14 protein-coding genes are annotated in these 24,730 nt (G+C 39.0%); 7 read left to right on the forward strand and 7 right to left on the reverse strand.

The features are described 5' to 3' along the window. Positions 1–108 precede the first annotated feature (108 nt). The 5 genes from LVD16_RS15165 to LVD16_RS15185 all read left to right on the forward strand — a co-directional run bounded on the left by LVD16_RS15165 (position 109) and on the right by LVD16_RS15185 (position 15,086). Entirely contained in the window at positions 109–7,620 is a 7,512-nt protein-coding gene (locus LVD16_RS15165; protein ID WP_233769117.1) for an MBG domain-containing protein, read from the forward strand. A gap of 72 nt (positions 7,621–7,692) precedes the next feature. Then, on the forward strand, positions 7,693–10,452 hold the full coding sequence (locus LVD16_RS15170) for an MBG domain-containing protein (protein WP_233769118.1): 2,760 nt from the start codon (positions 7,693–7,695) through the stop codon (positions 10,450–10,452). Then, positions 10,449–11,453 (forward strand): PorP/SprF family type IX secretion system membrane protein, encoded by a 1,005-nt coding sequence (locus tag LVD16_RS15175; protein ID WP_233769119.1) that lies wholly within the window; start codon positions 10,449–10,451, stop codon positions 11,451–11,453. The genes LVD16_RS15170 and LVD16_RS15175 overlap by 4 nt, the downstream gene beginning before the upstream one ends. A gap of 23 nt (positions 11,454–11,476) precedes the next feature. Then, positions 11,477–12,697, forward strand: a complete 1,221-nt coding sequence (locus LVD16_RS15180) for a hypothetical protein (RefSeq protein WP_233769120.1) — start codon at positions 11,477–11,479, stop codon at positions 12,695–12,697. Positions 12,698–12,884: 187 nt separating this feature from the next. After that, positions 12,885–15,086, forward strand: a complete 2,202-nt coding sequence (locus LVD16_RS15185; RefSeq protein WP_233769121.1) for a GumC family protein — start codon at positions 12,885–12,887, stop codon at positions 15,084–15,086. Between the two features lie 51 nt (positions 15,087–15,137). Here LVD16_RS15185 and LVD16_RS15190 read toward each other — a convergent pair whose 3' ends face one another. The 5 genes from LVD16_RS15190 to LVD16_RS15210 all read right to left on the reverse strand — a co-directional run bounded on the left by LVD16_RS15190 (position 15,138) and on the right by LVD16_RS15210 (position 21,351). Beyond that, on the reverse strand, positions 15,138–15,947 hold the full coding sequence (locus LVD16_RS15190; RefSeq protein WP_233769122.1) for a hypothetical protein: 810 nt from the start codon (positions 15,945–15,947) through the stop codon (positions 15,138–15,140). 110 nt (positions 15,948–16,057) lie between these two features. Beyond that, positions 16,058–17,671, reverse strand: coding sequence for a phosphoenolpyruvate carboxykinase (ATP) (pckA, locus tag LVD16_RS15195; protein ID WP_233769123.1), 1,614 nt, complete (start codon positions 17,669–17,671; stop codon positions 16,058–16,060). 144 nt (positions 17,672–17,815) lie between these two features. Then, complete coding sequence (locus LVD16_RS15200; RefSeq protein WP_233769124.1) at positions 17,816–19,081, reverse strand: hypothetical protein; 1,266 nt, start codon at positions 19,079–19,081, stop codon at positions 17,816–17,818. Positions 19,082–19,083: 2 nt separating this feature from the next. After that, a complete protein-coding gene (locus LVD16_RS15205) occupies positions 19,084–20,568 on the reverse strand; it encodes an SLC13 family permease (protein WP_233769125.1) in 1,485 nt (494 codons plus the stop codon). Positions 20,569–20,583: 15 nt separating this feature from the next. Beyond that, on the reverse strand, positions 20,584–21,351 hold the full coding sequence (locus LVD16_RS15210; RefSeq protein ID WP_233769126.1) for a universal stress protein: 768 nt from the start codon (positions 21,349–21,351) through the stop codon (positions 20,584–20,586). A gap of 234 nt (positions 21,352–21,585) precedes the next feature. Here LVD16_RS15210 and LVD16_RS15215 point away from each other — a divergent pair, with 234 nt between their 5' ends. Next, positions 21,586–22,395 carry an energy transducer TonB gene (locus tag LVD16_RS15215; protein WP_233769127.1) on the forward strand — a complete coding sequence of 270 codons (810 nt, stop codon included), beginning with the start codon at positions 21,586–21,588 and terminating at the stop codon, positions 22,393–22,395. Between the two features lie 12 nt (positions 22,396–22,407). Continuing rightward, positions 22,408–22,974 (forward strand): HI_0787 family protein, encoded by a 567-nt coding sequence (locus tag LVD16_RS15220; RefSeq protein ID WP_233769128.1) that lies wholly within the window; start codon positions 22,408–22,410, stop codon positions 22,972–22,974. A 12-nt stretch (positions 22,975–22,986) separates the two neighbouring features. Here LVD16_RS15220 and LVD16_RS15225 read toward each other — a convergent pair whose 3' ends face one another. Further along, positions 22,987–23,580: a YceI family protein gene (locus LVD16_RS15225; protein ID WP_233769129.1), complete on the reverse strand. Its 594-nt coding sequence runs from the start codon at positions 23,578–23,580 to the stop codon at positions 22,987–22,989. Between the two features lie 66 nt (positions 23,581–23,646). Further along, a complete protein-coding gene (locus LVD16_RS15230; protein ID WP_233769130.1) occupies positions 23,647–24,723 on the reverse strand; it encodes a response regulator in 1,077 nt (358 codons plus the stop codon). Positions 24,724–24,730 lie beyond the last annotated feature (7 nt).

The following is a 24,730-nucleotide window of genomic DNA, read 5'->3' on the forward strand; positions in this document are numbered from 1 at the left end:
TGTAATATTTTCTCTTAAATTTGTTATTCGGCTTAACTACACATATCTATTTTGGTTGGTTTTAAATATATATTAAGGACAATACTGCTTGGTGCAATTTTCTGTACATTGGTTTTTAATGCACAGGCACAAGTAATACAATTCACTAGTACTCCGGTAACTACCGGTACCTATAATTCCGCTTACTCCTACAATATTACTACCTCTGGTCCGGTGGGGGAAACCAGGGAGGTGATACTGGCCTCTGGCACTTTGCCTTTGGGTATTTCACTGGTGGATAATGGTGATGGTACTGCTTTATTATCCGGATCTCCTGGCAATAGTGGAACATTCAATTTTACGCTAAGAGTGCAGCTGGTCTCAGATAATTCCCAGCAAGATGACCAGGTGGTGGCACTTGAGGTTAGTAAAGCATCGGCAACTGTAACGCTTAGTGATTTATCGAAAACATATACTGGGTCACCCCAGGGAGCAACTGTGGTTACGGCTCCGGGAGGTTTATCAGTAGATGTAACTTATGATGGTAGCAGTACAGTGCCCACTGATGCTGGCACTTATGCTGTAGAGGCTACGGTTAATGATCCCAATTACGTAGAGAGTGCCTCGGGAACCTTGGAAATAGCCAAGGCTACAGGTACTGTTACGTTAAGTAGTTTAACAAAGACCTACAATGGTTCACCGCAAGGAGCAACGGTAGTGACCTCACCAGGTTCCTTATCGGTGGACGTCACATATAACGGTAGCAGTACGATACCAACAGATGCAGGAATGTATGCTGTAGAAGCTACCATTAATGATCTTAATTATGAAGGAAGCGCTTCTGGTACACTGGAAATATCCAAAGCCACCGCTACAGTAACCTTAAGTGATCTTACTAAAACATATACCGGTTCACCTCAGGGCGCTACGGTGACCACTTCACCAGCCTCTCTAACAGTAGACGTAACTTATGATGCTAGCAGCACAGAACCAACAGATGCAGGTAGTTATGCTGTAGTGGCCACAATCAATGATGCTAATTATGAAGGGAATACATCCGGTACTTTAGTCATTTCAAAAGCTTCAGCTACCATAGCCCTATCTAATTTAAGTAAAACTTATAACGGCGCTCCTCAAGGAGTAACTGCCACCACTACTCCTGCTGGATTATCTGTAGCATTTACTTATAACGGTGCTACTACTGAGCCTACTAATGCGGGATCTTATACTGTAATAGCGAATATTGTAGATGATAACTACTTTGGAAATACCTCAGGAACATTCGTTATTAATAAAGCAACTGCTACAATATCATTATCAGATCTAACGAAAACATATACAGGAGCAGGGCAAGGAGCAACTATTACTACAAGTCCATCGGGCCTCACTGTAAATACTACCTATAACGGCTCTTCCACCTTACCTGTGAATGCGGGCACATATGCAGTGGTATCCAATATCAACGAAACGAATTATGAAGGCAGTGCCACTAATACCCTTGTTATTAATAAGGCTACTGCAGGTATTAACATTAGTAATCTATCTCAGAACTATAACGGAACAGCCAAGTCGGTGACTGTAACCACTACACCTTCAGGTCTTACCACTTCGGTGACTTATGATGGAGGTAGTACATTACCCGTAAATCAGGGAAGTTATGCTGTAGAAGTGACAGTGAACGCCACCAACTACGAAGGTACAGAGACAGCAACATTAGTCATTAACGGAGCACCAACCAGCACTGCCATAAGTAATGTGAACGTTGCGGAGGATGCTGCCAACTCAACAGTAAATTTGAATAATAGCTTTGATGATTTGGAAGATGATGATTCGGAACTAACGTATTCCATTATAGGAAACAGTAATCCAGGATTGTTCTCCAGTGTGAATATCTCTGCAGGAATCTTGACCTTGGATTATGCAGAAAATAAGAATGGTACATCAAATATTACGGTTAGAGCTACTGACACCGGAGGTTTATTTAAGAATGAGTCTTTTCAAGTGAATGTATCCGCAGTTCAAGATGATCCTATTTTCACGAGCACACCAGTAACAGCTGCTGCTCAGGGGCAACTCTACACTTACGCCATAACTACAAGTGACCCCGATGCTGGTGATATTATCAGTTTTCAAAGTGTAGCTATTCCAGACTGGCTTTCATTTACAGATAATGGGGGAGGTCAAGGAGTTCTTACAGGAACGCCTTCTAATAGCGATGTCGGTACTGACGTAGTGGCTATTCAAATAACTGATAATCATGGAAATACTGAAACTCAAATATTTTCTATAAGTATATCTAATTCCAATGATACCCCTGAGTTTACTTCTATTCCCATAGTGGAAGCGACCGAGGGTGTTACTTATACTTACAACGTTACCACATCAGACGAAGATGCTGGCGATACTAGAACTATAACGGCTACGCAAAAGCCTATTTGGCTAACACTTACTGATAATGGAAACGGTACTGCTACACTAACTGGTGTGCCATCTAACGATGACACGGGAGATAATGATGTCACTTTGAGAGTAACAGATAACCTGGGAGCTTCCACCAGTCAATCATTTACTATAGCCGTAAATAATGCCAACAGCGCTCCGAAATTTGATTCATCACCGGTACTGATCGTAAATGAAGACGCTACTTACACCTATAATATTCAGACTTCAGATTCTGACGCCGGTGATGTGCTTACCATTACTGCACTAGCGAAACCTTCATGGTTAACCTTAACCGATAATGGTAACGGCACCGCAGTGTTAACAGGAACACCTACTAATGATAATGTAGGACAAAATAGTGTGGTTCTTAATGTGGCGGATGCAGAGGGAGCAGCTGTGAATCAGAACTTCACAATCACAGTTAGAAATACAAATGATCCTCCAGCATTTTCAAGTACACCGGTAACCGTGGCCATTCAGGGTTCTGAATATGTATACAACATTACTACTACAGATCAGGATGTTGGCGATACCAGAACAATAACGGCTACCACCAAGCCTTCATGGTTAACTTTAACCGACAACGGAAATGGTTCTGCGGTATTAAAAGGCACACCGGATAATGCTGATTTTGGAACGCATAATGTGAATATCAGAGTAAGAGATGCTGCAGGTTCAGTAGTTAACCAGCCATTCACGATTACTGTAGATAATGCCAATGATCCACCCGCATTTACCAGCACACCAGTGACTAGTGCTATTGAAGATATTCAATACACCTATAATATTACGGTTAATGACCCTGATGCCGGTGATGAGATTACAATTACAGCACTATCTCTACCAGGATGGCTCACTTTAACTGATAATGGTAATGGAACCGCAGTTTTAACCGGTAAGCCGTTGAACAGTAATGTTGGTAATAATACCGTGGTGCTAAATGCTAAAGATGCTATTGGTGCTAATGTAAATCAGAACTTTACTATTTCAGTAGCTAACACTAATGATGCTCCTGTATTCACCAGCGCACCTATCACTAGTGCTATTCAGAACATAAGTTATACTTACAATATCACCACCTCAGATCCTGATATCGGTGATTCAAGAGTGCTTACTGCCATCATTAAACCTGATTGGTTGAGTTTTACCGATAATGGAAATGGAACAGCAGTACTCTCAGGAACTCCAACTAACCTGAATTTAGGAGCCAATGTGGTGCAAATAGAAGTAAGAGACCAGTCTGGAGCAAAAACCTATCAGAATTTTGAAATCAATGTAGATAATTCTAATGATCCACCTGCATTTACAAGCACCCCTGTTTTAACAGCTGTTGAGGATGTAGTTTATACTTACAATATTATTACCAATGACCCTGATGCTGGTGATATATTGGAGATACGAGGCTTAACAATACCAGCCTGGTTAACATTAACAGATAATGGAAATGGTACTGCTACTTTAACAGGGACACCAACAAATAGTAATGTGGGTACCGGCAACGTAGTACTTAATATAGAAGATGCACAGGGTTTAAGTGTAAATCAGAACTTTACCATTACAGTATCTAATACCAATGATCCTCCAGTGTTTACTAGTACACCTATCACGGGGGCTATCCAAGGAGCTACTTACACCTATAATATCAATACGTCCGATCCAGACTTGGGTGATTCCAGAGATATTACAGCTAATACTTTGCCTTCATGGCTTACCTTAACTGATAACGGCAATGGAACCGCGACGCTTACAGGTGTGCCTACCAATTTAAATATTGGTGCGAATCCAGTTCAGTTGGTTGTGACCGATCAGGCAGGAGCCGCTATTCAGCAGAATTTTGTGATTAATGTCGATAATGCCAATGATGCTCCGTCTTTCAGTAGTATGGCTGTTACCTCAGCTATAGAAGATGATGTCTATACTTATAATATCACTACTTCGGATCCTGATAATGGAGATACCAGAAGTATCACCTCTCTAAGTAAACCCTCATGGCTTACGCTTACAGATAATGGTGATGGTACAGCGATTTTAACAGGAACACCTTTAAACACTCATGTAGGTAGTCATACTGTGGTTCTTAATGTTCGTGATGCTTTAGGTGCTAACGTAAATCAGAGTTTTACCATCGTGGTTTCTAATGTGAATGATGCGCCTTACTTCAGCAGTCCAGCGGTGACTTTTGCTATTCAAAATCAAGAATACGTTTATAATATTACCACTGCCGACCCAGATCAAGGTGATTCAAGAACAATAACAGTAGTAAGCAAGCCTTTCTGGTTGTCTTTTACTGATAATGGTAATGGAACTGCCGTACTATCAGGAACGCCTGGAAGTGGCGATTTAGGTGCTTATCAGGTTACTCTAAATGTAGAAGATGCTGCTGGTGCAGCCGTAGATCAGATCTTTACCATAAATGTTGATAATAGCAACGATGCTCCTCAGTTTAGTAGCACACCTACTTTATCAGTAGATGAAGATTCTCAATATACTTACGAAATAGCCACCACTGACCCGGATGAAGGGGATACTCGTTCGATTGTTTCTCTATCAAAGCCTTCATGGTTATCACTCACAGACAACGGTGATGGTACTGCTGTGTTATCTGGCGTGCCTAATAACTCACAAGTAGGTAGCTATAGCATCGTGTTGCAAGTGGAAGATGTGCAGGGAGCTACGGCGAACCAGAATTTTGATATAGAGGTGAAAAATATCAATGATGCACCTATCTTCAGTAGTACACCAATAACCGGTGCTATTCAGGATGCTAATTATGTTTATAATATTTTGACCTCTGATGTGGATGCCGGAGATAGTAGGTCGATAACTGGTACAACATTACCCTCATGGTTAACATTAACCGACAATGGTGATGGTACTGCCACTTTAACAGGTACTCCTTCCAATTCTAATTTCGGAGCCAATGAGGTAGTTCTTACTGTAACCGATGGCGCTGGAGCTGCTACCAATCAAAACTTTGTAATTAACGTGGATAACTCTAATGATCAGCCATCTTTCAGTAGCACTCCGGTAACAACGGTAGATGAGGATGTTGTCTATATTTATAATATTAAAACCACCGATCCTGATGCTGGTGATACCAGGACAATAACTTCTCTATCCGCTTTACCTGCATGGTTAGAACTGATTGATAATGGTGATGGCAATGCGCAGCTAACCGGCACACCGAATAATGATCAGGTAGGATCTTATAGTATAGTTCTGAAAGTTCAGGATGCATTGGGTAGCTCAGATACTCAGTCATTTAATATCGTAGTAAGTAATGTGAACGATGTGCCACTATTTACTTCGGAGCCTATCATTACTGCAAGACAAAGTGTAGCCTATACATATAATATTGTGACAGCAGATGTTGATGCTGGTGATTCACGAACTATTGATATTGTATCACCACCATCATGGTTATCGCTTACAGATAACGGTAATGGTACTGCAACCTTGAGCGGAACCCACCCAGTAGATACTGAGGATAATAATATAGTTTACAATATTCAGCTGGTAGTTACGGATAATCAAGGAGATCAAAGTGAACAGAATTTCGATCTTACAGTGAAATTTGAGAACCAACCACCAACTCTTGATATCATTCCAACACCGGAAGCCATTTTGGAAGATACAGAGCAGTTAGTGATTAACCTTAGCGGAATTACGGCAGGTGATGGTGAAAATCAAAACTTAAGTGTTGAAGTGACCTCAGATAATGAGGCTCTGGTTAATGATTTTACGATTAATTATACCAGCCCTGCTACAGAAGGACAGATCATATTAAGTCCTGAAGCTGACGCATTTGGTTTAGCCAATATTATTGTCACTGTAAGGGATGATGGAGCAGAGGTGAAGAATTATGTCATAAGACAATTTGAACTTACAGTGACTCCTGTTTCAGATGCTCCGGAGTTTACGAGCACACCAGAAACTACGGTCATAGCAGGAGAAGTTTATACTTACAATATCACTGTGGCCGATCCTGATCCTAATGATGTTTTAACTATAGCATCGGTTACACTTCCTTCATGGCTAACATTTGAGATCACAGGTGAGAATCAGGCCGCTATCACTGGTACAGTGCCAGCCTCGGGAATTGATGGTGACAATGAAGTAGAATTACAAGTAACTGACGCTACGAATGAAACTGCCACTCAGAGCTTTTTATTAAACTTCAATAATGCGCCTATTCTGAGCCCAATTACTACTTCTATAGAGGAAGATGTAACACTTTCATTACCACGTTCATTATTTGAAAATCAATTTACTGATGCGGATGATGATGAATTAGCGTCAGTAATTATCAAATCATTACCAGGTCATGGTAGACTTACTTTTAATGATGCTAATGTTAATGCCGGTGATGAAATTTACCTTACTGGAACAAGCGAGGGGTTAAAGTACGCTCCGGAAACTAATTTCAATGGCAATGATAGTTTTCAGTGGAACGCTTCTGATGGACTAACTAATGCTTTATCTAATGGTGTGGCAAGCATTGCAGTACTCCCTATCAATGATAAACCGACCGTTGAATTTGGCAAACCTCAACTTTCATTTAGCCAGGGGGATCCTCTACCATTAAGTGATACTACACAGGTGTCAATCTTCGATATTGATAATAATCAGATGGCATCAGCGAAAATTCAAATTACCACCAATTATGTTCAAGGTGAAGATTTTCTCAAGCTTGACTTAGTTCAGTTTCCTAACCTTGAAACAAGTTTTGATGCTGCCAGTGGTACGTTATCAATTACAGGAATAGATAACAATAACGTATATGAAAAGGCCATTGCTAAGGTAGAATATAGTAATAGCATATTAGGTGAGGTAGAATTTAATGAGAAGGCTATTGATGTAACGGTGAATGATGGTGAACTGAATAGTGATGTGACCACCTTGAGTATTATCATTTCAGAGGTTTTTCCAGACCTGGTAATATTCAGTGCTTTTACACCTAATGGTGATGGTAATAATGATCAGTGGGACTTTGATAATCTACAGTATTATACAGATATCAATATCTCTGTCTACAATCAGGAAGCCCAGGTGGTATATGAATGTAACTCACAGGATTGCGCCTGGGATGGTACTTATGAAGGTAAGGAATTACCCGCAGGTCCTTATTTATATACCATAGATCTTAACAATGGTAAGAGACAGTATAAAGGAGTAGTTAATATTTTAAAAGGTGAGTAGGCCGAAGAGGTGGAATAACTTTTATATGAGATGGATGTTATACATGCATTGCCCTCTTTACCTAAACTTGAGATGAAACACATATATCTATTTTCTATTAAAGCAGGTTTGCTATCTGTTGTACTTAGTCTGTGTGCATTTAGCATGACACAAGGTGCCAGCTTTACCAGCACTCCAGTAACGGAAGCTGCTATAGGAGAGGAGTATACATATAATATTACTACCGAGGGATTATTTTGGCTATTTGCAGATATTGATCTTTCAGGAGATTTGCCGAATGGCCTTTCTTTTACAGATAATGGTGCAGGAAGCGCTGTAATTTCTGGCGTGCCTACTGAGACTGGAGAGTTTGAAATAACATTGCATGGTAGTGATATAAATGATGATATAGAACAAACTTTTACCATTACAGTAAGTAAGGGTAATGCCAGTATTATATTCTCAGATCTTAACACTACATTCAATGGCAGCCCTCAATCAGTAGATGTATCCACAAATCCTTCAGGTCTTAATGTTACACTTACATATAACGGCCAGGCTCAAGCTCCAACTAATGCTGGAGTCTACACTGTGGAAGCCACTGTAGTGGATGATAATTATCAAGGCACAGCTTCTGATAATTTTACTATAGAAAAGGCCAATGCCTCCATAGCCATAGGAAATAAAAATCAAACATATAATGGCCTGCCAAGAGAAGTAAATGTAACACCTACTCCAGCTGATTTGTCTTATAGCGTTACTTATGATGGTAATACTAGTGCTCCGATAAATGTGGGTGTATATTCAGTGCATGTAACCATTAATGATAATAATTACCAGGGAGATAAAACTGCTAATCTCACGATTAATAAGGGAGAGGCCGATATTACCTTGACGAATCTTATTCAATACTATGATGGCACGTCCAAGCAAGCTGGTTACACTACAGATCCATCTGGCTTGTCAGCCAATCTAACCTACAACGGATCTACACAATTACCCGTGGAGGTCGGTACCTATAATGTTATGGCTGAAATAGCCGATGCTAATTATGAAGGTTCCGCTTCAGGAGTACTCCAAATCAATAAGACACAGGCTCAAATTACTTTAATCGGCCTTGAAAAAGTTTATAACGGAGAGGCACAGGCAGTGACTTATACCACTGATCCAGAAGGGTTGGACGTGAATATTACTTATAATGGTACAGGCAATGTACCTACAAATGCAGGTGTTTATACCGTTTATGCTTCTATTGTGAGTGATGACTATTCCGGATCTGTTACAGACGAGCTTGTGATAGAAAAAGCTAATGCTTCCGTAACCGTAACAAAGCTCAATCAGGTTTTTGACGGAAATCCGAAGCCGGTAAGTGTAGTGACTGCTCCTACAGGATTAAGCTACAAAGCTACCTATAATGGTTCTACCACAGTTCCTTTTAATGCCGGCGAATATGACGTGAAGGTAACAGTACAAAACGCCAATTATAAAGGTAGCTTCGAGGGCACATTGAAAGTTGAGAAAGCTCCGGCTACGGTTACTATTAATAACCTTGAATATACCTATAACGGTAATCCGCGTGGTGTTAACGTCACTGTTTCACCGACTGGTTTGCCATTTACTGTTACCTATTCAGGAGAACAAGCAAAGCCCGTAGATGCTGGAGAATATGAGGTGAAGGTAACTGTGAACGGTAGTAATTATAAAGGAGAGAAGACTGCTACCATGGTCATCAAAAAGGCTCAAGCCCAAATTACACTTGCTGATCAGGAATATACTTATACAGGTGAGGAAAGGGAGGCTGTATTCAGCACATCTCCTGGTAACCTTGCTGTGGATCTAACTTACAACGGAAATACAGAGACACCCGTTAATGCCGGAGTTTATGATGTGCAAGCAACAATAGCAGAAACAAATTATGTAGGAAGTACTTCTGGAAAACTCACTATAAATAAGGCTGAGGCAGATATTAGTTTTTCTGATCTTACAGTGACTTATAATGGAGAGCCAAGAGAAGTAGGGATCACCACAAGTCCTGAAGGTCTGAATGTATTGGTAACATACAATGGCGGCGAAAATCTGCCCAGAGAAGTAGGTAGTTATAATGTACTTGCTACTATTGATGAGCCTAATTATGTGGGGTCTAATACTACTACATTCGTAATCAAAGAGCCTGAAGGTACTAACTCCAAACCCGTTCTTACCAATATTGAGACAGACCCAATTTATTATAGACAAGGAGATGGAAAGGTAATCATTACTAATAATCTGATTATTAATGATTTCGATAATGTTTATATGAAATCAGCTAAGCTCACTATTGAAGGAAATTATGAGGCAGGAGTTGATAAGCTGGTTTATAATGGAGAGAATCAGGAGCTAGATATTAGTTTTAATGCTCAAACAGGGACCATGTCCATTATAGGAGAGGACACCAGGTCTAATTATGAGAACATTTTAAGAAGTATTAAATACGAGAATACCTTCTTTGGAGAAACAAATTATTTAACAAAACGTATCAATATCACTGTTAATGATGGCTTTAATGACAGTAACGAAGTGACCCGAGATGTAGAGATCACTGCATTGAAGGATCTGGGTATTGTAAGTGCATTCACTCCAAACGGAGATGCAGTAAATAATACCTGGTATGTTGAGCATCTGGATCAATACAGTTCAGTTCAGATAAAAATTTATGAGAAAAATGGTAATGAAGTTTATAATTGCGGCGGCAAAGAATGCCAATGGGATGGTACTTACAAGGGGCACGAGCTACCGGTAGGCACATACTTCTACACTATTGATCTAGACAAAGGAAAAAGAAGATTTCAGGGTACCGTTACAATTTTAAGATGAGTAAAATAAAGTTATTTGTTATAGTACTTTTAGCCTGTTTGGGCACAGGGAAGTTATTCGCGCAGCAGAGTAACATCTTTTCGCAGTATTACTATAACCTGCCAGCACAAAATCCGGCCTTTACTGGTATGGACCCATTTCTCAATGTGAAATTCGGGTTCAGACAGTCATGGAATGATTTTGCCAATACCAATAATTCTATCTTCTTTTCAGCTGATGCTGCACTAGGACAGAACTCATCAGAGGTACTGAAACATAATGTTTTACGCACCAGCCAGCAACAAAAAGGAGCCAAGAAAAATTCAAGGAGACATCATGGATTGGGTGGAATGGTTTTATCTCAAAAAATTGGCCCCTATGAATTAACTCAGCTTAATCTTAATTATGCATATCACCTGCCTTTATCAAGTAGCTGGAATTTGGCTATGGGTACGAGAGTGGCTTACGGAGCCTTCAAACTAGATTATTCAGATCTTACAGTGAGAGATGAAGCCAGCGATGCAGTTTATCAAAGTCTGGTAAATGCAGGGGCAGGGCAGCAGCAAAATATATTGGTAGACTTTGGCGTTACTTTGTACACAGACAAGTTTTATATGGGTATATCTTCTGTAAATCTTACTAGTGCCGAGTTGAATAGTGATGCCTTAGAAGAGGCAGCGCCAGAAAGTAGTTACAAGGCTAACCTGGGCTGGAATTTAACCCTTAACCGTAATTTTGATCTTTTACCCTCTGCAGATATTACTTACAACGATCTTTATGGTATGAACTGGCAGGCCACGGCTCGCCTGAGATACAGAGACTTAATCTATTTAGGATTGTCTTATGAGCAAGATATAAGAACATCATTGTTATTTGGCTTGTCTTTTGAAAATACCTATTATATTCACTATTCTTATGACTACTTTACCAATGATCTAAGTGATTTCAATAAAGGAAATCATGAGTTCGCCGTTGGAATTTTACTGTTCAATAAGTACGCTGCTACTCCTAAGTTTTGGTGATTTTTAAATTTTATTTGAATTAGATGATAAAACAGCTAATTGGCCTGATTTTTTTGATTTTTGCGTTTTGCAATACTTACAGCCAGGTAAAAGAATTCACAGCACCTGTGAAGCTGCCCTCTCAGATTAACTCAAAGGCAGAGGATATTTACCCAATACTATCTACAGATGGGAAAACACTCTATTTCAGTAGAGCTTTTGATAGTAAAAATGTAGGGGGCGAATACGCAGGTCTAGATGTATGGTTTTCCACTAGAGCAGCTAATGGCCAATGGGCAGAAGCTAAGAATGACCTGGAAAACTTAAATAATAAAGATAACAACGCCGTAATTGGTATTAAGGCAGATGGTCAAACCATTTACTTGCTCAATTCATATTCCAGAAAAGATGGGATTGCGTTCTCTAAAAAGGTAAAAGATCAGTGGATAAAGCCGGAGCCGATAGATATTCCTGGCGTTGATAAAAATAATCTAATGGGCTGCTATATGGCACCTTCTTATGATGTAATGATTCTGTCACTAGTTCAAAATAATGGTTATGGACAGGAAGATTTATATGTAAGTGAGCTAGTTAATGGCAAATGGACCAAGCCTGAGAATCTCGGAGCTACTATTAATACCAGCGGTTTTGAAATCTCACCTTTTCTCTCCCCAGATAAAAGACGTCTCTATTTTGCCAGCGATGGGCACCCAGGAATGGGGGAGGCCGATCTTTTTATGGCCGAAAAGCAATATGACAGCTGGTCAGTATGGTCTAAGCCAGTGAATCTTAAAGAATTGAACAGTAATAAATTTGATGCATACCTGACCATCTCAAATGATTCAGTCGCCTTCTTTTCAAGTAATAGAGCAGGTGATTATTCAGACATATATTATTCTAAAATACAAGAGGCTTATAATCAGGATTCTATCAGTATTTTATTAGCAGAAACAAAAAAAATGTTAGATGAAATCAATCCTGAATCAAATTATAGCTATATTGTGTGTGATAAACCTCTAATAAACAACTCTACTAAAGAAGCGGAACGTGCCAGTCTTAAGAAATTTTTTGCACAGTTCGCCGGATTAAACGTTACAGTAAACATAAGTGCTAAAAATGATTCATATGAGGATCAGGCTTCCTATCAGTTGATAAAAGAAACTATAGAAGCTGATGAACTTGTAGGAAAAAAGAGCGTTATAACTAAAGTTGACCCACTGGTTGATAGAGGTTGTACCAATATTAAAGTGACGTTAACAAAATAGTTAAACATTGTAGTTATGGTTACGAAAAGATTAAATCTTACACTGTTACCATACTAAAGTAAATTGTATTAAATATAATCAATATAGAATTTTTTTAAATTAGGAACAATAACTAAGTTCGCCCGAATTTTAATAATATAAAATGGATATTGTACTCATATTAAGGTTACTAACAAGACGGTTATGGTTGATTTTACTCGTACCGTCAGTTGCAGCCGTTGTAACATTTTTTCTAAGTAGAAACGCTGCGAAGGAATACAGATCCACCGCACATATTTCTACTGGATATACACAAGATGTGGGGATTAAGCTGACTGATGAGCGTTTTAACGCTATGGATGCAGGTACTAAGTTTTCTAACCTTATAGAGCGTGCTACTTCCAAGCAGGTACTTAGCTTAATAAGTTATAGCCTTATATTACATGACCTCCAATCTGAAGATCCATTCAGAAAATTGGTAGATAAGGATGATCAGCCCATCCGTATGAGTGCTGAGCAAAAGCAAATGGCCATTGCTTTATTTGAAAAGAAAAAGCAAAATATGGAGATTCTTTCATCATATAATGATGATGAAAGAGAGCTTATGGAGCTTTTAGATAAAGTAAAATATTCACCTGAGGATATTGCTGAGAATTTGAATGTAAGTAGAGTGAAGTTTACTGACTTCTTGTCCATCTCTTATTTATCTCAAAAACCAAAACTTTCGGCATTTGTGGTAAATACTCTTACAGATGAATTAATCAGATATGAGAAGTCACTACGTGCTGATAGAAGTACTGAAGCACTAGATTTCTTTGCTTCTTTATTAGCCGATAAACAGGCTGTTTACGAGGAAAAAACTGAAGCATTAAAAGCTTATAAAGCTGCCAATAATGTTGGCGATGTAGCTTTAGAGAGTTCTTCCAAAATAGCCCAGAAAGGAAGCTTGGAATTGCAGAGGGAAGAGACTATTAGTAAGATTCAATCTCTCAACCTTACCATACGTAATCTTGAAGGGAGAATTGCGAGAATGGAAAGCAAACAAGATTCTGAAGGTAGTTTAGCAGAACTCAATACAAAGATTGCAGAAATTAGAGGTAGAATTCGAACCCTAAGATCAGCTTACATTGATGGAGGATCTAAAGATGCTGACCTAAAGTCTAATATTGACGCTCTGAGTGCAAGGTTGGACATTCTTAATAATCAAGCAAGTCAGATATCCACTGTGAAGGTAGAAGGGGCCACATTACCTGAATTGAAGGAGCAATTGACGCAAGCTGAATTAGACTTGCAAATTGCGCAAAGCAAACTCTCTACGGTAAGCGCCACCATCGGTACCATTCAGGGTGATGTTAAAAACTATGCGGATAAGGAAGGTACAATTTCAGTTATGCGTCAAGCTGTAGAAAGAGCTGCGGAAGAATATTCAGATGCACTTAACAAATATAATCAAGAAAAAAGCAAGTCACTGATATCTGGAGTAGGGTTAAAACCTGTTTTAAGAGGTCAACCTGCTGGCGAGGCGGAGGCATCTAAAACCTTGCTTAAAACTGGACTTGCCTTTGGAGCAACATTAATGCTGTGTGTTTTTGGAGTGATATTTATTGAGTTTGCGGATCTGTCTGTAAAAACTCCTGCGCAGTTTGAAAGAATGACTAAGCTTGAACTTGCTGGTGTAATTAACCAGATTAAGATGACTAATAATAAGCTTAACCTTGGTTATATATTTAGTGATGACGGCAATACAGGCGATCTTACCACTTTCAAACACCTCATTAGAAAAGTAAGGTATGAAATTGAGAGCGATCAGGCACAGTCTATTCTTATTACTAGTACAGAAGATAAAGTAGGTAAGTCATTCCTTATTGTTTGTCTGGCTTATAGCTTGAGCCTTATTAAGAAAAAGGTTCTTATTGTAGATACTAACTTTAGAAATAACTCATTGAGTAAGATGCTGATGCCTAAGCAGAGCAATCAGAAATTACTTAAGAAAGGAGACTTTGATGATGTGAAGCTGATACCATCTAAAAGTGGTGAGCCGGCTTCTGAGGAGACTGAAAAGGACAGCAGATCTATTATTTCTAAAACTGCCCATAGAGATATTGATATTATAGGAAGTATTTCAAGCACAGACTCTCCATTGGAGATTTTATCAGGAAGAAACTTTAAGTTCTTGATAGAAGATCTAAAATTAGATTACGATTACATCTTAATGGAAGGAGCCTCTATTAATAATTATTCAGATACCATGGAGTTAGCTGCTTTTGCTGATAAGGTATTGCCTGTATTCTCAGCTGAATCTGTTATTAAGCAGGTAGATAAGGAATCAATCAAATACTTGAGGACCTTGAATGGACAGTTAATTGGCTCTGTTCTTAATAAAGTGAAAACAAAAGACATGAAGTCTTAATATTATAAAATCATTGAAAATGAAAAGGAAGCTGAAAGGCTTCCTTTTTTGTTAGTAAAAGATAGTATTCGAGGTGGATGTAGTATCCTCAAAACTTAGTGTGATTTGATGTATTTCTAAGCGACGGTTCAGGCTATCTACTGAAAATTCATAGTCTGTAAGCATATCTCCTCCCTGCCAATTATCTTCATAGATTTGCGTAGTTGAATTTTCTATTATATTCCAAATTAGCACAGTTAGTACACCCCAGGTCTCCCCAGCATCTCCACCAGCACTATTAATAATAACCAAGTTTTCTTTATCTGATATGTTATATACTTTATCAACCCAAAGTGATCCAATGCCGATGTAATAGATTTTTGGAAATATAAATTTGAGTTGAAGAGAATCATTCCGATTTTGCCAGATTGTGATGATATGCGCTACATTTTCAAAGCCATCGCCAGCCATCACGATCAACTTTTCCTCTGAATTTAAGTCATAATATTGCTTTATCCAGTCGCTTGTGCTAAAGTGCATTAAATGATTTGCATAATCATCATGTAAATGAGCGGATGAAGTATCTAGTTGTATAATAGCCTTTAATGAATCTCTCTCATAATGACCAAGTAATTCAAGGTGTTTTATGTCCGACTTGTGAATAATGATTGAATCGCTCAAATCTCGTAAACTACTGGAATCTGGCTTAGTTAAATTCTTCTTGTTATTAAGAGTTTCCGGTAAGCAGTTATTTTCTAAGTGGGTGGAATCACTTAATGGGCTTGTTTCTGTTTTTATTAAAGTTTCCCTCTTTTCAGTAGGAGTATCACATGCTACGATACTTATTATCAATAATATTAAAATTACTTTGTTTGTTATCATAGGAACTTCAAGTTAGACTTTTTTCAATTTAAAGGAGAGATTAAAAACAAAAATCCCCAGAGTATTCACTCCGGGGATTTTCTTATCCAACTGTTCTGTTTTTTCCGGCTTTAGGCCTGTTGCATAGCGGCTGGCGCTCCGGTCATGATCTCCTCATTAGCATATGATTCATAGTTTTGGAAGTTTTCAGTGAATTTCTCTGCTAGGAGTTGAGCTTTTTCGTCATACTCTTCTTTGTTGGTCCAAGTATTACGTGGGTTAAGAAGCTCCTCTGGTACACCTGGGCAAGTTGTAGGGTAGTTTAATCCAAATACCGGTAATTGGTTATACTCTACATTTTCAAGCTCGCCGTTTAGTGCAGCAGAAATCATTCTTCTGGTATACTTCAAAGGAATTCTATGTCCGGTGCCGTATGCACCACCGGTCCATCCGGTGTTAATCAGCCAGATATTTACTTTATGGTCTTTTATTTTCTCTCCGAGTAACTCAGCATATTTTGTTGGGTGTAGCGGCATAAACGGTGCCCCGAAACAAGCACTAAATACACTGGTTGGTTCTGTAATACCTGCTTCAGTTCCTGCCACTTTAGCAGTGTAACCTGAAATGAAGTGGTACATGGCTTGACCCACTGTAAGCTTACTTACCGGAGGGAACACTCCTGAAGCATCACAGGTAAGGAAGAAGATATTTTCAGGATGATCGCCCTTAGAAGGTTTGCAAGCACCTGAGATATAATCTATAGGGTAAGATACCCTGGTGTTTTCTGTTACCTCTTTGTTAGAGAAGTCTACTATGCTAGTACCTGGGATAAATCGTGTGTTTTCCAGTAATGAACCAAACTTAATGGCGTCAAAAATTTGTGGTTCAGACTCTCTGGTGAGGTCAATTACTTTTGCGTAGCAACCACCCTCGAAGTTAAACACTCCGTTTTCAGACCAGCCGTGTTCATCATCACCTATCAGGAATCTGTCAGGGTCTGCAGATAATGTTGTTTTTCCTGTACCAGATAGCCCGAAGAAAATCGCTGTATCGCCTTCTTTACCCGTATTGGCACTACAGTGCATTGATAATACATGCTTTTGCTCAGGTAGTAAGAAGTTGAGCACGCTGAATATACCTTTTTTAGATTCCCCAGTATATCCTGTTCCTCCCACTAGAATAATTTTTCTGGTGAAGTTGATGATCGCAAAGTTTTCAGCACGTGTGCCGTCTACTTCAGGATTAGCAAAGTACTCTGGTACTGCTACAATAGTGAAGTCAGGCTCAAAGTCTACAAGTTCTTCTTTTTCAGGTCTTATAAACATGTTATAGCAGAATAGATTGTGCCAGGCCTGAGTATCAATTACTCTTACTTTAAGCTGGTAATCTTTATCTGCACCAGCGTAAGCATCTCTTACAAACAGCCTTTTGTAAGCCAGACTGTTTACTACTTTGTCAAAAAGCTTATCGAATTTATCTGAATCAAAAGGAATATTGATATTTCCCCACCACACTTTATCTGCTGTAATATCATCTTTTACTATGTATCTGTCCTTTGGAGATCTTCCGGTAAATTTACCAGTGTCGCACATTAAGGCTCCCGTGCTGGTAAGTACGCCTTCATTGTTTTTGATAGCTTCAGAAACTAGTTCAGCAGGAGTTAGATTCCATAATACACCTTTGGCGTTAGCCAGGCCTAAATTTTTAAAGCCTTTAAAGATAGATTCGAGGTTAGAACGTTTCATGATTATTTAGTTTAAGTTTTCTGTGGTTTTAAAGGTGAGATTTGTTCTCTCGTTGTCTTTTTGATTTACGATATGAAGATCGCTTTATTTTCTATTGTATTGAATGACCTATGTTCGTCATAAAAATGATCTACATCAGGTTTATTAAAACTTGAATTGATATTGTAGAATGAATAGGTTTTTTCTGTCTATGGCCGTGATTTTCCCTTCTCTATTTTCAAAAATTGGTCGGTTTTGAAAGCCCAGACTTATTTTAGAGTGCAGGTCATTAGGGAAGTAATTAATGGCGAAGTCATAGTTGTTTACGCCGTCATTTAAACCGTCATAGTCAGCATAATAATGGCTTATTCCAGGCTGTATCATACGGTCATTGCCCAGATGGATATTCATGGCCAATTGGCTCATCCAAATGTTACCAGTACCAGCTGCCGGGTAGCTATTTCCTTTGCCATTAAAAGAAAGTGATTCTGTAACCGCACCATTTGCGGCATTGTTGGCTCCTACATTTCTAACAAAGTTTTTACCCAGATTCGAGTTTAAGTAGCTGCCATAGAAAATGATATCCATTTTAGCATTCAACTCCAATTGCCCAAAAACATCTATACCTTTCATTTGGATAGAGTGAAAAGTGGTGTCACCTTCGCTTAAATACCACATGGCTTTAGGTTGGTAGAGCTGACCTATACCTACATTTAAGATGTTTTTACGACCCATATAAAACTGTGGAGCAAAAGATGAACTCTGTTTTTCCTTATCAAGAAACTGATATTTAACATACCAGCTGGTTTGATAAGGTGAGTAGGCGTAAGCGAAGGTGGCTACATCATCCATAGGAGCAACCGTTTTCGTTTCCAGATAAGGTTTGGCCACAGCCAAACGATAATCCCAATTGCCTATTTGTCCGTAGGAAAAAACTGATGGTCTTCGCATCATATCATCATAAACATTGATGACGGGTAGGGCACTGAAAAAGATGTCTGATGAAACCAGTGATGAGGTTCCCGGGGCTGCATATCTGCTCAGGCCAACCCAGGCGCTTTTTCCAGCTCCAACATTTAACCATGGCCTTATTTGATAAAAGGCATAGGCATCCAATATCTTTAGCACATTTTCTTTAGAGTTAGTGTTAAGATTATTTTGACCTACCTGAAAAACAAAGCCTAGCTGATCTGTAAGTTGACCATATAGTTTCAGCCTTAATCTGCGTATAGAAACATCTGTAACTGAAGACTGCTCACTACCATTAACCACGGAACCTGGATTAAGCTCAGTGTGACGAAGCCAAAACTGACCTGAACCTTTTATGCCAATGTAATGACGATTGGTAGTGTCCAGGTTCACTTTAAGCTGTCCCTGACTCTTAAGAGCCAGGAAGCTTAAAGCTATAGCGATGATGAATCTTAGTTTCATGATTATAAGATTCCAATGTTGATATCAAAATAAAGAAGACCAAAGGCCACTAATAGCCCGATTATACCTACTGATATACCTATTACTGACAACTGTTTGGTGCTTATAAGGCCGGTGCTGTATGCCAAGGCATTTGGAGGCGTACTTATAGGTAAGCACATGCCTAAAGAAATAGCTAGTGTGGTGCTGATTAACAATGTTTTACCACCACCAAGGCTTTCCAGAGACATTAGACTGCCACCAATCACGGCTATAATCGGTATTAGAAGATTAGCTGTGGCTGTGTTAGACATAAAGTTGGCTATAACAAGACCTGTTACAGCGGCCAGAACAAAGATGAGGTAAACTGGCATATGAGCGAATGGAATACTATTTACGATAACGCCTGCCAGACCTGTGACACTTAGTGCCAAGCCTAATGCGATACCGCCAGACACTAGCCAAAGTACATCCCAGCTTACATGTTTTAGGTCATCTTTATTGAGAATATTAAGTGACAAGAATACGGCTATAGGAATAATAGCAATTACGTAGGAGTTCATACCATGCCAAAAGTCTGTGAGCCATAGCAGTACGGTCACTATGAAAGTTCCGTAAATGATCCTTGCGGCTCTCTTATCTTTAGTTTCGTGGAGTATGTTTAGTTTTATGTTTTTAGTGGTAGGCGGGTAAACCATAAGAATGATTAACCAGCTAATAATGAGCATGATAATTACAAAAGGAACTCCTAATGCCATCCATTTGCTGAATGTAATATCATTGCTTAAATATTTCATAGCAATGGCATTTGGCGGCGTACCAATCGGGGTGCCCAGACCTCCGATATTGGCTGCAATTGGAACGCAAAGAACAAAACCTACTCTTCCCTTATCTTCCTTATCCAGGCTGGCCAGTACTGGTACCAGTATAGAAAGCATCATAGCAGTAGTAGCAGTGTTACTCATAAACATGCTAAATACAGCTGTTATACTCATGATACCGAGCATAACCCATTTCGGCTTAGAGCCAAATGGTTTAATGAAGGTTCTGGCCATGGTAGAATCCATATTGTATTTTGAAGCGGCAATGGCTAGAAAGAACCCTCCCAGAAAGAGTATGATAATGGGAGAGGCGAAGGTGCCAATGATCTCTTTATAGTTTAAGATCACTCCAAACATTTCAGATTCCTTATTTAAAAAGGCGAAACTGATACCACTATCAGATAACAGCACCAATTCCAGAAGAATTACCACTATAGAGGTAGCATAGATTGGTATTGGTTCAAAAATCCAAAAGATGGCGGCAAAGGCGAATATAAAGATGGTTCTGTGTTGGGTAATGGTTAACCCTTCAAAAGGAAACCAGGCTGTAGGCATAGCCCACACTAACAGAGGTATTGCTATGCATAATACAAGTTTTAGTGCTGTGGTGTGGGCTACAAAGTTGTGTTTCAGGTGGCTGAATCTTCGATTGAGAAAATCGAAAGAATGTCTAAAATAAGCGTACATGGTTTAGGGTGCTTGTTAGCATAAAATGAGCATTGGTACTTTGGTGTTTTCAGCTATGTGGTAAATAAGCTTACCTTCAGAGTCAGATTTGTTTCTACCATGATCCCTAGAAAGTGTGATTAGTAAATCAATCTCTTGCTCATCTACATAGCTGTTAATAGCATTTTCCATATCCACATCATTTATAGCCACATATTCGTGCTTGATGTTTTCAAGGTAGTATTCCAAGATGTTTTCAGAATTATCAACAAGTACTGGCTCTTTTTCTCTGTTTACATGGAAGATGTAGAGCTTAGCAGCAAATTTTAGAGCCAACTCCATTACATCTTTCAAAACCTGAGATACTCTTATTTCCTTAAAGTCATTACCGTAGGCTATTCTGGCTAATTCAAACTCCTGATAGTCTTCAGGTACTGCTATTACTGGGCAATCCAGGTTTCGTAGTAAATCACCTGCTATGCTAATGCTACCTTTTCTGTTTTCAGTTTTCAATCCCATTACTACCAATGTTGCTTCATGTTCATCAGCAGCACGTGTGAGTTCTTCAGATGGGTCTCCTATATAAATATGGAATTCATACTGAGCTATGCCATCTAAGGCCTCATCTCGGAAAGCAATGAATTGCTCTTCAATATCTCTTTCAGAAAATAGGTTCTGAGTAGTTACATGAACCAGCACCAGATTAGCAGGATCCTGATCAAAGAGAAACTTGGCGTACTTGACTGCATTTTTACTGGCTTCAGTAAAGTCAATCGGGACAAGAATGCTTTTAGGATTTTTCATTTTTATTAATATTTAGGTGAAAGGACTATAATTAGGAGAAGTTCTCTCTCCTCTAATTTCTTAATGCAAGATAGACTTAAACCAATATTTAATAGTATGATGGGGGTTAGGGTAAAGACTGACTTTCGTCACTTTGGGTGGGTGCTAAAGGTCATATAGCATCCATACCTACGTCATGTTCATTCCGCTTAGGAAAAGTGACCTTTAGGTATAATTCAATAAAACAAAACGATCATGTTACTCGCTGAAAAAACATATAGTCCCACCATAGATAAGTATACAGAGAATACTCTCAAACAGGTGGAAGCAGATGCGCGTCATGCTCAGGTTATCACTGACCTGATTGCCATAAAAAAAGCTAAGAATAAAAAAGCCAAAGCACAGAGTTTGCTGTTTTTTACTATAGGTCTTTTTATTACAATGGTTGGAATAGTAGCAGTCTTTGAATGGAAAAGTTATGAAAATGGTGAATTAGTAGCCATAGCTGAAAGTAACGCTCCAATAGATGAGTTGCTAGAGATTCCTCCCACAGAGCAGGCCCCTCCGCCACCTCCTAAGCAGCTGCTACAACAACCAAATATTGTAGAAGTACCCGAAGAGGAGCAGATACAAGAGGAGATAGAAATAGACTTTGATATTGACATCACCACAGAGGAAGCCATAGAACAGATTGATTATGATAATCTAAACTTGACGGAACCTGAAGAGGAAGAGGTAGAAGAGGTGTTTACAATTGTTGAAACAAGACCTGGTCCTAAAATGGGTATGACAGAGTTTATGAAGTTCTTATATGAGAATATAAGATACCCACAAGGAGCGCTGGATGCCAAGGTACAAGGTAAAGTGTTTGTACAGTTTATAGTAAATTCTAATGGTACACTCACCGATTTCGAAGTGATAAAAGGGATAGGACAGGGGTGTGATGAAGAAGCTGTGAGAGTCTTGAAAAAAGCCGAGCCCTGGAATCCTGGAAAACAACGCGGTAAACCTGTAAAAGTAAGAATGGTACTGCCTATAAATTTTGTTTATAAAGAAAGAATGTAACAATAAGAAATCATGAAAGCCGTGAATAACATATTGAAAAGCCTGAAAGACTTTGAAGGTGAAAAGGGATTTTTTACCGGAGATAAAGTGAAAGATAAGTATTTCAAAGCCCACGTAGGAAATGCAGATGTCGAAGATATTACCCTGAAAATTAGCGCAATAGAAACGGATGAGCTCAGGCAAATAGTACCTGATTTAAGGAATCTCTCTAGCTACATTGCTAAGGCTGGAATAGATGAAGGGCTGGTAAGTGGAGACCCAACGGTGGTAAATAAGCTAATGGAGTTCTATCAAGGAGGTGAAAGAGTGACTTTTATGACATTTTGCAGTGCTTATAGCTGCTGGCATAATAAAGACGCCTATCCTGTTTTCAATCTGGAGGCCATCCGTATATTAAGTAAATACTACAAACGAACATTTTCTGAATACTTAGATGACTACACATTATTTCAGCAAGATATGGTAAAACTAAGGGAGAAGCTTGGCCTGGAGGAACTCAACTTTCAGGAGCTTGAGAAGTTCTTCTGGCTGTTTGCCAATGAATTAGAAAAGACTGAGGTAAAACCTGAAACGGCTTAAAGACGCGAGTAATTATTTCATTGTTACATGAAGGTGAAGGTTAATGGAGATTATTTCATTAACCTTTACTATTCCCATAAGCGCAGTAGGAGGGGTGATGTTAAAATCCCTCATATTAAAGTTGGCTTTTAATTCTATTTTATAACTTTCTTCAGAAACCTGCTTTACCTGATATGTGAGTAGATATTTATTGGTATTACCAGCAATGGTAATTAATGATTCTGCCTCTGCTTCACAATCACCAGCCACCAGCCCTTTAATACTCAAGAGCTCAAATTTAATCACAGGAAACTCATCTGACTGCAAAGCATCTTGCAGGTCATGCGTCATTCGCGAGTTTTCACAGTCAAACTTATTGATGTTAAGAGCAAAGCCTGAGTTATCAAACGTATATAGGTCTTCCTTTTCCTGATAACATACGGCTAGTTGATTTCTTGACAAACCTTTGGTCATGTTGCAGGTAAAATGGTTCACATTGGAGGTTCCAGATAGGGAAAATGTGCTCTCAGGAAGTATTGTAACATGTTTAGTACCTTGTGCATTACATAGCATAGATGCTAAACACAAGGCCAAAGGGGTGAGTTTTAAGGCATTTTTTATAAACATGTAGCAAAAAAGGCGATGAAACCATTGAAACTCAATGATCTAAGTCAGAGCAAACAGTGATGCTGATCATGACTTTGCAAAATGCCACTTTTGAATCTGGGCCAGCTTATCGTGGCTCTTGATCACGATCTTTCCAGAACGTGTTTCCACAATATCTTCATCTTTCAGGTCAGAGATAACTCTGATTACTGATTCGGTAGCGGTACCTACCATATTAGCCAGATCATCTCTTGATACAGATAGTTCGAAGTCAGCACTTTGTTCTGGATTAAACTTCTCACTAATGGTGAGTAGAGCCTCTGCTGTACGCTGCCTTACCGAATTATAGGCCAGGTTGAGCAATTTCTGTTCTTTCTCGGAAACTTTATTAGAGAGCATCTCAATGAATTTTTTTGATACTTCTCTATTTCCATATACCAGATCAAAAAACTCTTCTTTAGGTATTTGAATTACCTCAGACTGTTCCATAGTTTCAGCACTATCAGGGTGCTCTATGTTTTCTAAAAGCGCTTCATAGCCAAAGAAATCACCGGTAGTATAAATGCTGGTTATCAGCTCTTTACCGTCTTCATTGGTGCGGATGCTTTTCACTTTCCCTGAAGCCACGAAGTATACAAAATTCGCATATTCACCCTCGCGGTAAATATCGTGCTTCTTTTTATACTGTCTGGGTTTTTTGTTTTCATGAAGATGGCTCAGGTCATGTAGATCTTTTACATCCTTAATGAATTGGTTTAAACCTTCTGCATTGCTGTGATAATCCTTCTTCAGAGCTTCAGTTTTCTTTAATCTGATTTCTATGGCATCTAAAAGCTCAGTATCCTCAAAGGGTTTAGTAAGGTAATCATCGGCACCTAAATTCATGCCTTTTCTCACATCTGATCTTTCAGTTTTTGCCGTAAGAAAAATGAACGGGATACTGGCGGTTTGCTCTTTTTTAGCTAAAATATGAAGTACTCCATAGCCATCAAGTTCCGGCATCATGATATCGCAAATAATGAGGTCAGGCTGCTCAGACATGGCTAGTTGCACACCTTCTTTTCCATTAGATGCCTGCACAGGATTATAGCCGTCTAGCTCAAGAATTTCGGCTATATTCTCTCTTATTTCATGATTATCTTCTATGATCAGAATTTTTTTCATAATTCAG

The organism is Fulvivirga ligni, from assembly GCF_021389935.1.
Lineage (GTDB): Bacteria > Bacteroidota > Bacteroidia > Cytophagales > Cyclobacteriaceae > Fulvivirga > Fulvivirga ligni.